Source organism: Pseudoalteromonas sp. Scap06, assembly GCF_013394165.1.
In the GTDB taxonomy this organism is placed as follows: Bacteria; Pseudomonadota; Gammaproteobacteria; order Enterobacterales; family Alteromonadaceae; genus Pseudoalteromonas.
The window spans coordinates 159,056-173,279 of the sequence record NZ_CP041331.1; the positions used below are offsets into that span (position 1 = coordinate 159,056).

Annotated in this window: 10 protein-coding genes and 2 pseudogenes; 9 read left to right on the forward strand and 3 right to left on the reverse strand. The window is 40.8% G+C overall.

Annotated elements, in window-relative coordinates; all coding sequences use genetic code 11:
- Positions 1 to 146: 146 nt before the first annotated feature.
- From FLM47_RS16245 to der, 8 genes and pseudogenes are all read left to right on the forward strand, one after another.
- Positions 147 to 1,277 carry a bifunctional tRNA (adenosine(37)-C2)-methyltransferase TrmG/ribosomal RNA large subunit methyltransferase RlmN gene (locus FLM47_RS16245; protein ID WP_010389431.1) on the forward strand — a complete coding sequence of 377 codons (1,131 nt, stop codon included), beginning with the start codon at positions 147 to 149 and terminating at the stop codon, positions 1,275 to 1,277.
- Between the two features lie 113 nt (positions 1,278 to 1,390).
- Positions 1,391 to 2,290, forward strand: a pseudogene (pilW, locus tag FLM47_RS16250) (type IV pilus biogenesis/stability protein PilW); the annotation flags it as partial.
- A gap of 372 nt (positions 2,291 to 2,662) precedes the next feature.
- The gene (locus FLM47_RS16255; RefSeq protein ID WP_178956959.1) at positions 2,663 to 3,544 is read left to right on the forward strand and encodes a RodZ domain-containing protein; all 882 of its coding nucleotides are present in this window, start codon (positions 2,663 to 2,665) and stop codon (positions 3,542 to 3,544) included.
- Between the two features lie 5 nt (positions 3,545 to 3,549).
- On the forward strand, positions 3,550 to 4,668 hold the full coding sequence (gene ispG, locus FLM47_RS16260; RefSeq protein ID WP_008111348.1) for a flavodoxin-dependent (E)-4-hydroxy-3-methylbut-2-enyl-diphosphate synthase: 1,119 nt from the start codon (positions 3,550 to 3,552) through the stop codon (positions 4,666 to 4,668).
- A 187-nt stretch (positions 4,669 to 4,855) separates the two neighbouring features.
- On the forward strand, positions 4,856 to 6,136 hold the full coding sequence (gene hisS, locus FLM47_RS16265; protein WP_178956960.1) for a histidine--tRNA ligase: 1,281 nt from the start codon (positions 4,856 to 4,858) through the stop codon (positions 6,134 to 6,136).
- Between the two features lie 44 nt (positions 6,137 to 6,180).
- A complete protein-coding gene (locus FLM47_RS16270) occupies positions 6,181 to 6,801 on the forward strand; it encodes a tetratricopeptide repeat protein (protein WP_138605797.1) in 621 nt (206 codons plus the stop codon).
- A 10-nt stretch (positions 6,802 to 6,811) separates the two neighbouring features.
- Positions 6,812 to 7,990 carry an outer membrane protein assembly factor BamB gene (gene bamB / locus FLM47_RS16275; RefSeq protein ID WP_178956961.1) on the forward strand — a complete coding sequence of 393 codons (1,179 nt, stop codon included), beginning with the start codon at positions 6,812 to 6,814 and terminating at the stop codon, positions 7,988 to 7,990.
- 93 nt (positions 7,991 to 8,083) lie between these two features.
- On the forward strand, positions 8,084 to 9,553 hold the full coding sequence (gene der, locus FLM47_RS16280) for a ribosome biogenesis GTPase Der (protein ID WP_010389444.1): 1,470 nt from the start codon (positions 8,084 to 8,086) through the stop codon (positions 9,551 to 9,553).
- 326 nt (positions 9,554 to 9,879) lie between these two features.
- Here der and FLM47_RS16285 read toward each other — a convergent pair whose 3' ends face one another.
- The 3 genes and pseudogenes from FLM47_RS16285 to FLM47_RS16295 form a co-directional block, all read right to left on the reverse strand.
- The gene (locus FLM47_RS16285; protein ID WP_178956962.1) at positions 9,880 to 10,638 is read right to left on the reverse strand and encodes a hypothetical protein; all 759 of its coding nucleotides are present in this window, start codon (positions 10,636 to 10,638) and stop codon (positions 9,880 to 9,882) included.
- Complete coding sequence (locus FLM47_RS16290; RefSeq protein ID WP_178956963.1) at positions 10,625 to 11,383, reverse strand: hypothetical protein; 759 nt, start codon at positions 11,381 to 11,383, stop codon at positions 10,625 to 10,627. The genes FLM47_RS16285 and FLM47_RS16290 overlap by 14 nt, the downstream gene beginning before the upstream one ends.
- Before the next feature lie 99 nt (positions 11,384 to 11,482).
- Positions 11,483 to 11,994 (reverse strand): annotated as a pseudogene (locus FLM47_RS16295) (zf-TFIIB domain-containing protein).
- Positions 11,995 to 12,430: 436 nt separating this feature from the next.
- On the opposite strand from FLM47_RS16295, the gene FLM47_RS16300 reads away from it, so the two are divergent.
- Positions 12,431 to 14,158: a DUF885 family protein gene (locus tag FLM47_RS16300; protein ID WP_178956964.1), complete on the forward strand. Its 1,728-nt coding sequence runs from the start codon at positions 12,431 to 12,433 to the stop codon at positions 14,156 to 14,158.
- Positions 14,159 to 14,224 lie beyond the last annotated feature (66 nt).

Here is a 14,224-nt window from a genome sequence, read left to right on the forward strand (position 1 = left end):
AAAGGGCTTTCGAGCCCTTTTTTAGTCATTACGTAAAGTATTAGCCGTTTATTTATGATGTTTTACTTAATGATTATAGTGGATGAATTGTGTACAATTCGTCCTTGTAAATTTTTACCATCACCGCCACCGATTGAGGTTGTTACATGACCGAGCAAAAAAAGATTAACTTATTAGATTTAAACCGAGATGCAATGCGAGAGCTATTTGTATCATTCGGTGAAAAGCCATTCCGTGGCGATCAGGTGATGAAATGGATTTATCATTTTGGCGTAGATAATTTCGACGAAATGAGTAACGTAAACAAAAAGCTAAAAGAAAAGCTTAAAAATGAATGCGAAATTGTTGCACCAGAAATATCAGTTCGCCAACAAGCCAGCGACGGTACCATCAAATACGCACTCGTGTTAGAAGGCGGTCAAGAAGTTGAAGCAGTTTGGATCCCAGAAAAAGATCGCGCCACCTTGTGTGTATCTTCTCAAGTGGGCTGTGCACTAGAATGTACTTTTTGCTCAACGGCTCAACAAGGCTTTAACCGTAACTTAAAAGTGTCTGAAATTATCGGCCAAGTATGGCGAGTAGCCAAAGATATTGGCCTAGATGGCAACAGCGAAAAACGTCCTGTCACTAACGTAGTGATGATGGGTATGGGCGAGCCGTTACTTAACGTTAAAAACGTGGTACCTGCAATGGAATTAATGATGGACGACTGGGGCTTTGGTTTATCTAAACGCCGCGTTACATTAAGCACCTCAGGTGTGGTACCTGCCCTTGATTTATTGAAAGAAAAAATAGACGTAGCACTGGCAATTTCACTGCATGCGCCAGATAACGCCCTGCGTGACATTTTAGTACCGATCAATAAAAAATACCCAATTGAAGAGTTTTTAGCTGCGTGTCGTCGTTACATTGACGGTTCAAAAGCCAACAAAGATGTGACTATTGAATATGTAATGCTTAACGGCGTTAACGATAGTACTGATCAAGCTCATGAACTGGTTAAAACGTTAAAAGGAACACCCTCTAAGGTTAACCTTATTCCATTTAATCCATTCCCAGGTAATGAATATACTCGTTCAAGCAACAGTCGAATTGATCGTTTCTCTAAAGTATTACAAGCTGCGGGTATTACCTGTATTGTTCGTCGTACCCGAGGAGATGACATTGACGCTGCCTGCGGCCAGTTAGCTGGCGATGTTGTAGACCGTACGAAGCGTATGGCGAAAAAGAAAATGCGTGATGACAATGCAATTGCAGTGAATATTCATCAAGCCTAATTTTTGAGTAATCAAGAGCCTTTGTGATATATCGTTTATTTTTAAATAAATGATGCAACACAAAGGCTTTGAGGTAAGATAGAGGTTATGGATATAAATAAAGAGACAAAGTAATGCGATCTTTACTTACGTTAGCACTATCAACACTGTTTATAAGCGGTTGTGTTACCGAAAATAGTTACAACGGCAGCGATAAACCAGTCCTCGAGAATAAAATTAATAACGATGGTGCAGCTCGCACGCGCATAGCATTGGCATTACAGTATTTAAATACAGGCAATAACTCTCAAGCTAAATATAACCTAGAACGTGCCAACGAGTACGCTCCAAACTTACCCGAAGTACACTACTCTTTAGCATACTATTACCAACAAGTTGGCGAGAACGGATTAGCCGACAAAGCCTATCAAAAAGCACTGGCTATCAAGCCAAACGACCCTAACACCTTAAACAACTACGGCACGTTTTTGTGCAGTATTAATGAGTATGATCGCGCCACCGATCAGTTTTTAAAAGCGATTGAAATACCCAGTTATATTCGTGTAGCGCAAAGCTATGAAAATTTGGCCCTGTGCGCTATTGAATTTAACGATTTCACAAACGCCGAGAGCTATTTTCAACAAGCACTAAACCATAGCTCACAACGCGCATCTACATTAATAAGTTTAGCGGCTCTATATTATGCAAAAAGCGACTTGTACAAAGCCAGTAACTTAATAAAACGTTATGACGATACCGCGCAAGTTTCTTCTCGCGCTTTGTTGCTTGGCTATTTGGTTAAACAACGAATGGGGAAAATTGAAGAAGCAGAAAAAATTGCGACAACCTTACTACAAACCTACCCAAGTAGTATGCAAGCTAACGCCATTCGCGATAATCAGTTAAGACGAACAGAATTTGAAGTACTACGTGAAAAATATCGCCAAGCCCAGCTAGATGAATTACAAGAAAGTAGTAATAACAACCAAATTATTGCTGAGCCGAAAATAAAAATTATTCGTAAAAAAAGCCCAGTACCGGCTTTAAATAACAAAGCGTCAGATGAGCAAATAAAAAAAATACGCTAGATAATTACACTCCTTTTAACTGTAAACTAAAATAAAGCACAAAGGGTGATGTGCAAATGCTTGTTTTAGGGGAAAGCAATTTAGCATTTCAGTGTGATACAATGCTAAACTGCTACAAATAAGGTGTATTAAAGGACTTAAAAACACATAAACTTTATCAAAACACGGTATAGTTTTTAAAATATTAAATGTAGTGCCTTTTTATAGTGCGCCTTAGCAACAAGAATTAACGAATACTAAAAAATAAAAACGAAGTCTTACTCTGGTTGTTAAGCCAAAATTTAAACTTTTACTAGTGGATCCAAACTGATACACATTATGAATGAAGATAATACACAACCGCAGAGCGATGAACCCTCTGTAGGTCAAATACTAAAAACACATAGAGAAAATGCAAACATTAGCCTTGCTAATATTGCCTCGTTATTAAAGTTAACTGAATTACAAGTTCAGCATATTGAAAACGATGAATATCATTTACTAGGCGCAAAAACATTTGTTAAAGGCTACATAAAAAATTATTGCCGCACACTAAACATAGATAGCAGCGCTATTTTAGCGATGCTGCCTGCCTTTAGTGCTTCAGATAAGCCTGTAGATATGCAAAGCTTTTCAAGGCGTACAGAAAAAGAAGCGCATGACAGTCGACTAATGACGGTAAGTTACTTAATTTTAGCCATTGTTATTGGCTCATCAGCCGTATGGTGGTGGCAAAATGCAACGCCTATTGATGAACAAACTAATACTATAAAAGCGAGTAACTCATTCATCACTGTGCAACAAGAAAATACAAAACGACTCGCTGATGAGGCCAATGAAGCTGTCGATGAAGCACAATCGAATGATATTGAGCCTGCACCACAAGCAAACCCAGCCGTAATCAATGAACAACAAACAATTCAGGCTGCGCCCCTTAACGATGCACAAAGCCAAAGTGAACCAACAAGCAGTGATTTAAGCACCATTATTATGATGTTTAATGACGAAAGCTGGGTTGAAATCCACGATGCCAACGATGAGAAAATTGCATTTGGTGTAAAAAAAGCAGGCTACGAAATGACCTTAACTGGTGTAGCGCCTTTTTCAGTGGTACTAGGCAAGCACGATGTTGTTCGTATTACCCTAAATGGTGAGCCAGTTGATATTTCGGCTTTTCCTAAAAACCGTTTAGCTAAATTTAAATTACCCTTAGCAGAGTAGTCGCTATGTTTTCAGAATCTCCTATCAAACGCAGAAAATCCACCCGCATTAATGTGGGTAATGTTCCAATTGGTGATGGTGCACCAATTGCTGTGCAGTCAATGACCAACACAGACACAATGGACATTGATGCCACTGTAGCTCAAATTCAAGCGATTCAAGATGCCGGTGCTGACATAGTACGTGTATCTGTTCCTACCATGGATGCAGCTGAAGCATTTAAAAGCATTAAAGAGCAGGTATCGATACCGCTGGTTGCTGATATTCACTTTGACTACCGCATTGCATTAAAAGTAGCAAAGTATGGTGTTGATTGTTTACGTATTAACCCAGGAAACATTGGCAGTGAAGAACGTATTAGAGCCGTTGTTGATTCGGCCCGTGAGCATAACATTCCAATTCGTATTGGCGTAAATGGCGGCTCACTTGAGCGCGACCTACAAGAAAAATACGGCGAGCCAACACCTGAAGCTCTACTTGAATCTGCTATGCGTCATGTAGATATATTACGTCGCTTAGACTTTGACCAATTTAAAATTTCAGTGAAAGCATCAGACGTATTTTTAGCGGTTGGCGCGTATCGTCTACTTGCAAAAGAAATCGACCAGCCACTGCATTTAGGCATTACTGAAGCAGGCGGCATGCGCTCTGGCTCAGTTAAATCGGCCGTCGGTTTAGGCATGTTATTAGCTGAAGGTATTGGTGACACGCTGCGTGTATCACTAGCGGCAGACCCAGTTCAAGAAATAAAAGTAGGCTTTGATATATTAAAATCATTGCGTATTCGCTCTCGCGGCATTAATTTTATTGCTTGCCCTAGCTGTTCGCGCCAAGAGTTTGATGTAGTAAGCACCATGAATCAACTTGAAGAGCGCTTAGAAGATATTATTGAGCCAGTTTCAGTGTCAGTCATTGGCTGTGTGGTTAACGGACCAGGCGAAGCATTAGTGAGTGATATTGGCCTTGCCGGCGCAAACCGTCGCTCAGGTTTATACATTAATGGCGAACGCCAAAAAGCCCGTATTGATAACAATAATATTGTTGATCAACTTGAAGGCTATGTACGCGATTTCATTGAACAGAAGCAACAGCAAACTCCAATTGACATAAAAATCGTAGAGTGATGTGTTGTTACAACACTATGTATTCAAATGACCTTTTTTAGTCGCAGCATTCACAACGTAGTATAAATTACGTACGCCCCGCTGCGCTCGCAATTACCTTATAGTTAGGGTTATAATGCAGGGTCGATTTTTTAGTTTTACGTGGTTGCAGCCCAGAGCTGCACATAAACAGATTTAGGATTTATCAGTGGCAAAACAAATTCAGGCAGTTCGCGGTATGAACGATTGCCTGCCAGGCGATACGCAAGTTTGGCAGAAAGTAGAACACATTTTACGCGAGACCGTATCATCGTTTGGTTATCAAGAAATTCGTTTTCCAATTGTAGAATCAACCGACCTATTTAAACGCTCTATTGGTGAAGTAACCGATATAGTAGAAAAAGAAATGTACACCTTTGCCGATCGTAACGGCGACAATTTAACTCTGCGCCCAGAAGGGACTGCAGTGTGTGTCCGTGCAGGTAACGAAAATGGCCTGTTATACAATCAAGAACAACGCCTTTGGTACATGGGCCCTATGTTTCGCCATGAACGCCCACAAAAAGGTCGCTACCGTCAATTTCATCAGTTTGGTTTAGAGACTTTTGGTATTGCCAGCGCCGATATTGACGCCGAAGTTATTTTACTCACGGCGCAACTTTGGGAAGCATTTGGCATTACTGACCATGTGCGTTTAGAACTTAATTCATTAGGTTCAAACGAAGCACGTGCAGAGTACCGCGATGCCTTAATCGCCTTTTTAGAACAACATACCGATGTACTAGATGAAGATTCTAAGCGTCGTATGTACTCTAACCCACTGCGCGTTTTGGATACTAAAAATCCAGATATTCAGGCAATCTTAGTCGATGCACCAAAGCTATCTGAACATTTAGATGCTGAATCAAAAGAACATTTTGAAAATTTATGTGAACGATTAGATGCCGCAGGCGTCAAATACACGGTTAATGAAAAGCTGGTACGTGGCTTAGATTATTACAACCGCACTGTATTTGAATGGGTAACCGACAGCTTAGGTGCACAAGGTACTGTATGTGCTGGTGGTCGTTATGATGGCTTAGTAGAGCAATTAGGCGGTAAATCAACCCCTGCGGTAGGTTTCGCGATGGGTTTAGAGCGCTTGGTTTTACTACTTCAAGCACTTGAATGTGTAGGTGACATACGCCGTAGTGCTGATGTATATTTAGCAGCTATGGGCGACAAAGCCAGTATTCAAGCGCCTATAATTGCATCTACCTTACGTCGTGATGTACCTGGATTACGGGTTATGGTGCACGCTGGCGCTGGTAACTTTAAAAAACAACTCAAACGTGCTGATAAAAGCGATGCGCTCGTCGCAATTATTATCGGTGAAGATGAATTAGAGCAAGGCGTTGTGACTATTAAATACTTACGTGAGCGTAAGGAACAAGTCACACTAGAACTAGAACAAGCTAAAACGTTACTTGCAGAACTAATTAATAGCTAAATTATATAAAGCGTAAGTAGTGAAGCGCTTTAACAGAGGTAAGCATGGAAATTTATTCAACAGAAGAACAACAAGCAGAAGCAATTAAACGCTTTTTTCGTGAAAACGGCCTTTCACTAGCGTTAGGCGTTATTGTTGGTTTAGGTGGTTTATATGGCTGGAAAGCATACAACCAAAATCAAATAACGACTGCAGAGCAAGCATCTGATGCATACACTAAGCTTGTTGAAAGCGACAGCGTATTAGCATCTGCTGATGCATTTATCACTGAAAACAAAGACACTCAGTACGCAACTCTAGCGGCATTTGTTGCTGCAAAAGAAGCAGTAGATGCCCAAAACTTAGATGTAGCAAATGAAAAGTTAAGCTGGATCGTAACTAACGTTGATAACGCAGAGCTTAAAGCCATTGCAACAACACGTTTAGCGCGTGTGCAAATTGCTCAGCAGCAATACGATGATGCATTAAGTACGTTAAATGCTCCTCTTCCTGAAGCATTTAACGCAAATGTGGCTGAATTAAAAGGTGACATTTACACTCAGCAAGGCAATAAAGAACAAGCACGCGTAGCCTACCAAGCTGCTGTTGATGCCGGCGGATTAACGAGTAATCCTCTTTTACAAATTAAGTTAGATGACCTAGCAGTAACTAGCCCAGCGGCATAAGGTTTTAGGCATGAGAAAAATAACAACAGCAACGCTTGCCCTATGTATGGCAACCCTAATGGGGTGTTCTTCAAGTGATGACGAAGAAGAACTGGTGCTTCCAGAAATAGCCAATCAGTTTGAAACTGATGTGGTATGGCAAGAATCTATTGGTAACGGTGTAGAGCATTACTTTTCACGCCTATCACCTGCTGTTTATAAAGAGACAGTGTATGTTGCTAGCCGTGAAGGCCAAGTAGAAGCCTTATCACTTGCCAATGGCGATACCCAATGGGAAACCGACGTTCGCCAAGATTTATCGTTTTGGCCTTGGAGCGATAACGATAGTGCAAAATTATCAGGCGGAATATTACAAGCTTATGGTAAAATCTATTTAGGCTCTGAACATGGTTATGTAATTGCACTTGACCGTGAGACTGGTAAAGAAGTTTGGCGTAAAAAAGTACCTGGCGAATCACTCTCTAAACCCGCTGCAGGCGATGGCTTAATCTTTGTCAATTTAGCCTCAGGTAAGTTACTTGCGCTTCACCCAGATACTGGTGAAGAACGCTGGAGCTTTGAGCAAGAAGTGCCACCGCTAACTTTACGCGGTCAAAGCTCACCTACTGTGGCTAACGGTGGTGTGTTACTAGGCTTAGAAACTGGTAAGTTAAGTGTTTTAATTTCTGAGAGTGGCTACTCGGCATGGAGTGCAGAAATTGCAGTGCCAAAAGGCGCATCAGAGTTTGAACGTTTAGTTGATGTAGACACGCAGCCAATCATTAGCGGTCCATTTGCTTATGCTATTGCTTACAATGGTAACTTATCAGCAGTAGATATTCGTTCAGGTAATGTTGTATGGAAACGTGAATACAGCAGCTACCGTGAAATTAGCATGGATTTGCAAACAATTTACGTTGTTGATAGTAACGGCGTTGTTTATGCACTTGATAAAGATTCGGGCATTGAACGTTGGAGCCAACCCGCTCTACGTGGCTGGTACTTAACAGGCCCAGCGGTTGCCGGTAATTATTTAGCGTTAGGTGACCAAGAAGGCAATTTGCATTGGTTAAATAAAGACACTGGCGAGCTAGTATCTCGTGAAGACTTTGACAGATCAGGTTTTTTTGTTGAGCCTGTTGTCGCTGACGATAAATTGATTTTATACACCCGCGATGGTGAAGTTAGCGCGGTAAAAATACCGAACTAACTGTCTACTATTAGTGTAAGGCACTAATAGTTAATTATTTTTTGTAAGGCTTCGCACTGCGAAGCCTTTTGTTGTTTTTTAAAGAGGTAGTTTATGCTTCCCGTGATCGCTCTTGTAGGGCGACCCAATGTGGGCAAATCCACATTATTTAACCGTTTAACACGTACTCGTGATGCACTCGTTGCCGACTTTCCTGGCTTAACGCGTGATAGAAAATATGGCCAAGCAAATTACGATGGCTTTGAATTTATCGTGGTAGATACGGGCGGTATTGATGGCTCAGAAGAAGGTATCGAAACCGAAATGGCTGATCAGTCATTACTAGCCATTGAAGAAGCGGATATTGTTTTATTTTTAGTTGATGCTCGCGTAGGTATGACAGTGGCTGATCAAGCTATTGCTAATCACTTACGTAAGCAAGAGAAGAAATGTTTTGTTGTTGCCAATAAAACAGACGGCATTGATGCCGACTCAAACTGTGCTGAGTTTTATCAACTTTCACTTGGTGAAGTTCATCATATCGCTGCCGCACATGGCCGTGGTATTACTTTACTGCTTGAGCAAACTCTTCAGCCTGTTATTGCTGAACTTGCTGCTCTTGATGAAGATGTAGCCGATGACGATGAAGAACTTATCGACTTATATCAAGAAGGTGAAGAAGATGACACCGATCACCAAGCGTTTGCCGATAAGCCGGTAAAGCTGGCAATTATTGGTCGTCCAAATGTTGGTAAGTCAACCCTTACTAACCGCATACTAGGTGAAGACCGGGTTATTGTATACGATATGCCAGGTACAACCCGTGACTCAATTTACATTCCGATGACCCGTAACGACAAAGAATATATTCTTATCGATACCGCCGGTGTGCGTAAACGTAAAAAAGTAAGTGACGTGGTTGAGAAATTCTCAGTCATTAAAACATTACAAGCAATCGAAGATTGTAACGTCGTGTTACTAGTGGTTGATGCCCGCGATGGTATCTCTGATCAAGACTTAAGCCTGTTAGGTTTTGCCCTTAACTCAGGACGCTCATTGGTTATTGCCGTGAACAAGTGGGATGGCCTAGATAACTACGTTAAAGACCGTATTAAGACTGAGCTTGATCGTCGTTTAGGCTTTATTGATTTTGCCCGCCTACACTTTATCTCTGCTCTGCATGGTACCGGTGTTGGCCATTTATTTGAATCAGTTGACGAAGCATATGAGTCGGCAACTAAGCGAATTAGTACTGCTATGCTACGTCGTATTATGGACATGGCACAGGCCGACCACCAGCCGCCACTTGTTCGTGGACGTCGTGTTAAGCTTAAGTATGCGCATGCTGGGGGCTACAACCCGCCACGTATTGTTATTCATGGTAACCAAGTACATGACCTACCTGATAGCTACAAACGCTACTTAATGAACTACTACCGTAAAGCACTTAAAATTATGGGTACGCCAATCAAAATTGAATTTAGAGAAGGCGATAACCCATTTGCAGGGCGTACTAATAAAGTAACCCTGTCGCAAAAACGTAAAATTCGCGCGTTTAGTAAAGAAAACCGCAATAAATCATAACAGCTTTAATTGAGTCAGTTTCATAAAATGGCGTACTTTATAGTACGCCATTTTTTTATGATTCAAAATTAAGTCATGTTAATTACGCTAATTCGCTTAATTACGTGAGCTATTTTGAGGTAATAAAACCATCTCGATAACATGGCACGATTTTCTTATTTAAGCTGAACTTTGGTTGAGATAGGTTTATTATCCACAGTTCAGGTTATTTAATTTTTCTCGGCATTTGCTCCTGCATCCATACCGTCGCAGATAAAAACTCTTAATGCGGTTAGCATCTGATTTTATCCAGTAAATTAATTAAGTATTATTACAGACAAGTACGCTTATAATCCTTCATATTCAGCTTCCCTTGGTTTTAAAATTTGCTTTCTACATTTAACCATACTCCAACAATCCGTTTCAGGTACGCCGTAATACCAGGCTCTAAAAATCGGTTGATACTTTTCAATCACCCGTTGCTGCATACTTTGTGAGAAATGAGGTAAGTAAAAAGTTTTGATCACCGTAATGTGCCTTTTAATCATATCTCCTAAATTAAAACGCGCTTGGCGATACCGAATGTCTGCTTTTTTATATTCCCTGCTATCAGGTGTAAAGTTTTGCATGTCTTGCTTAGGGCCAGTCGCCCAGCCAGCTACTTTTTCCATTTGTTCAGTAAACGGCTTAACGGTAAACGTGACATGAATAGGGTCATCAGCATCGGTGGGCGCAAAGCCTCGCGGAAATCCGCGGTGGTGATAATTAGGATGAGTAACAGTAAACTCAATCGATGCATAGGCGTTGGGCTGTAATAAATCCAAACGCTCCCGTGGGAAGGTAATTGGCTCATTAGCATAGGCCGTTTTAAAATATTTATAACCAAAGTCAATACCACAACTACTATGACCACACGACTCTGAATAGGCCGACTTTATCAAAAAAGGGAATTCTGGCACTGAGCCATCCTCTGTTTCAATCGTCACAACAATGGGCCCACGATAACCATGCGCTTTATCGAATACCGTAGTGCAACTTGTTGTCAAAACACACGCCAGTAGCACACAGTAAAATTGCAGTGCAGTTTTACGCTTATAGTCCTTCATACTCAGCCTTCCTTGGTTTTAAAATTTGCTTTCTACAGTCAACCATATCCCAACAATCCGTTTCAGGTACGCCGTAGTACCAGGCTCGAAAAATCGGTTGATACTTTTCAATCACCCGTTGTTGCATACGTTTTGAAAAATGGGGTAAGTACATAGTTTTGATCACCGTAATGTGCCTTTTAATCGTCTTTCCTAAATTAAAGCGCTCTTGCCAAAGCTGCATTTTTCCATTGAAATGCTCATTACTATCTGGTGCCGCGTTCTGCATCATCACTTTGCCTTGCTCGGCCCACCCAGCTACTTTATTCATTTGTTCAGCAAACGGCTTAACGGTAAACGTGATATGTATGGGATCATCAGCATCGGTGGGCGCAAAGCCTCGCGTAAATACATTGTAATGATAATTAGGATGGGTAACCTTAAAAAGAATTGTTGCATAGGCATTGGGTTGTAATAAATCCACACGATCCCGTGGGAAGGTAATTGGCTTATTAGCATAGGCAGTTTTAAAGTATCTATAACCTGAGTCTATGCCACAACTACTATGACCACATGACTCTGTATACACGGACTCTATCAAAAAAGGATACTCTGGCACTGAGCCATCTTCTGTTTCAATCGTCACAACAATGGGCCCACGATAACCATGCGCTTTATCGAATACCGTAGTGCAACTTGTTGTCAAAACACACGCCAGTAGCACACAGTAAAATTGCAGTGCGGTTTTACGCTTATAATCCTTCATATTCAGCCTTCCTTGGTTTTAAAATTTGTTCTTGCAAGTCATACTTTAATTGGCAACACTTGCGAATTAAAAATTAACGTAGCGAACGAGACTAATTTATTACTCAAAGTTGAGTACTGCCAATTGCACCAGCCGTTCAACTGTGGTGCCTTGAAGGTTTTTAGGCGCTTTAGGATAATATTTCGATTTTGGCGTTTTAATAGTTATAAACCCATGATTGGTGGCCATTTCGTGGGCTAGCAGTTTTCGTTCTTTGGGTGTTAAATGGTTTTCATGTATTTTGCTTAATTCGCCACTATCAAGCCATATTCCCGCACAGCTTGGGCATTCATCTATTTCAACTGCTTTTAGCGGTGAAAAATACCTGCGCATCATCACTATGCTTGGGCATTTAGGGCAATTCACTCGCATTGCGACTTCACTCTCACCTTCGGCATAATTACTTAAATACTTAAATACTTAAGTAAAACCTGACCATGTTTTAACTCTGGCGAGCTAAATTTAAAAATTTGGCTGTTATCGAAAAAAACGCCTCCTAACGACGATGTATAAACAGTGATACCGTCAACTAATATAGACTCCAATGGTGTATTCGTGCGAGGGCACAACATTTTCAAAATCCTTTTTATTTTAATACGTAAAGTTAAATAGTTATTCTAATGCTTTGTGTATCAGGCCAATTAATGGTGGTAGCAATGTAGTATGACCTGCCAATACAAACTCATGTGTATTATCTGACATTTTTTGTCACGTGTGGCGAATAATCCCAATCCATTTTTCTTCATCATAATCAGGTTTTGAACCTGCAAGGCTAAGCATGAAATGCTCAATAAATATATGGGTGTTGGCTATTCACCTGTTCGATTAGCGAAATTGCGATATTAAACATGGCTACTAAAGTATGTTTTGCTTTTTTCATTTTAAACACCAGTAAAACAATAAGCTAGGCTGTTGTTAAAAACCAACGCATTAATTGAGTGAACTTGTTATTATCATAAGATCAGCGCGCATAAGTAATAATTAAAATTTTAAAAAGTGAAATTCAACATGCTAAAAAAAACAATCTTAGCTATTGCCTTAGCAGCCACCTCGCTGCCAAGCTTAGCCGACAGTAACAGCGACTTAACAACCATTATTGATAACCATTGGCAAAACGCCAAAGCAGAAAAAATATTTTTTAGAACCGATCCAGACGGTTGGAAACCAAACGGCACATTGCCAAATTGGAGTGAGCAAGCCATTGCTAAGCGCCAAGCTTATAACAACAGCGTATTAAAAAGCTTAGCCAGCATTGACCCAAAAACACTCAATAGCGAGCAGCTAATGAACTACCGCTTATTTAAATATGAGCGAGAAACAGAGCAGCAAAGCTACCTTTATCAAGATAAGTATTTTCCGGTTAATTTTTTAAGTGGCTGGCATACTTACTTTGCAGAAGCGCCAGCTAACATGGCCTTTTTAACTGCCGAGGATTACGATGCATTTTTAGTTAGCCTTAGTGACTACCCTCGTTTTAATCAGCAAAACATTAATTTAATGAAACAAGGCATTCAAACCGGTTTTACACATTACTGCGAAACGTTTAAAAATTATGGCCAAAGCATTAACGCTCATATAGTTAAACAACCTGAGAATAGCGCCTTATATGAGCCATTTACCCGCATCCCTAATACATTTAACGCAGCGCAAAAAGAAACTTACCAAAATAAAGCTAAAACAATAATTGCCTCAAAAGTTGTGCCTGCTTACGAGCACTTTTACGACTTTTTTGAAAACGAATATATGCCGCACTGTAGATCGCAGCCGGGTATTGCAAGTATTAAAGGTGGCCTTGATTATTACAAGTACACGGTTAATTACTACACCACCACTAACGCTACACCTAAACAAATTCATGAACTTGGTCTAAAAGAAGTGGCGCGCATTAAAGCACAAATGCAAGCCATTATTGATAACGTTGGTTTTGAAGGCAGCTACAGCGACTTTTTAAAATTTTTAGCAACCGATGAGCAATTTTACGCAAAAGACGCCCAAGATTTATTAGAAAAAACCGCTTTTATAACGCAAAAAATGTATGGCAAACTCCCCACTTACTTTGGCCATTTACCGCGTAACACCTTTACTATAAAAGGCTCAGCGAGTCGTGGTGCGTTTTATATGCCACCGCCAGATAACCGCTCACCTGGCACTTACTTTTTAGCCTCAACACCTAAATTGCAGCCTTTATATAATTTAGAAGCACTTAGCCTGCACGAAGCTATTCCTGGGCATCATTTACAAAACGCCATTGCAATGGAGTTAGACGTTCCTGAATTTAGACGCACACTGAGTCACTCAGCATTTGGCGAGGGCTGGGCACTTTATACAGAGCGTTTAGGTAAAGAAGCGGGCTTTTACCAAAGTCCATACAGTGACTTTGGTCGTTTAGGCTACGAAATGTGGCGCGCAGTGCGCTTAGTGGTTGATACCGGCATTCATGCCTTTGGCTGGAGCCGCCAAAAGGCGATTGATTATTTGGCTGATCATACCGCCTTGCCACAAAGCGCCGTGGAAGATCAAATAGACCGCTATATTTCATGGCCAGGCCAAGCGCTTTCATACAAAATGGGCGAAATTAAAATACGCGAACTGCGTGCAAAAGCCGAAAAAGAACTAGGCGCACAATTTGATATACGCAGCTTTCACGACACCGTTATTGGTCAAGGTTCACTTCCTATGGCGGTACTTGAAGATGTAATTAACGACTGGATAGCACAGCAAAAATTAGCTATCTAAGATACAACGGAAACGAGTAAGAGGCGGTATTGTTATCGCCTCTTTTTAAAGCTCTATTAAACACCT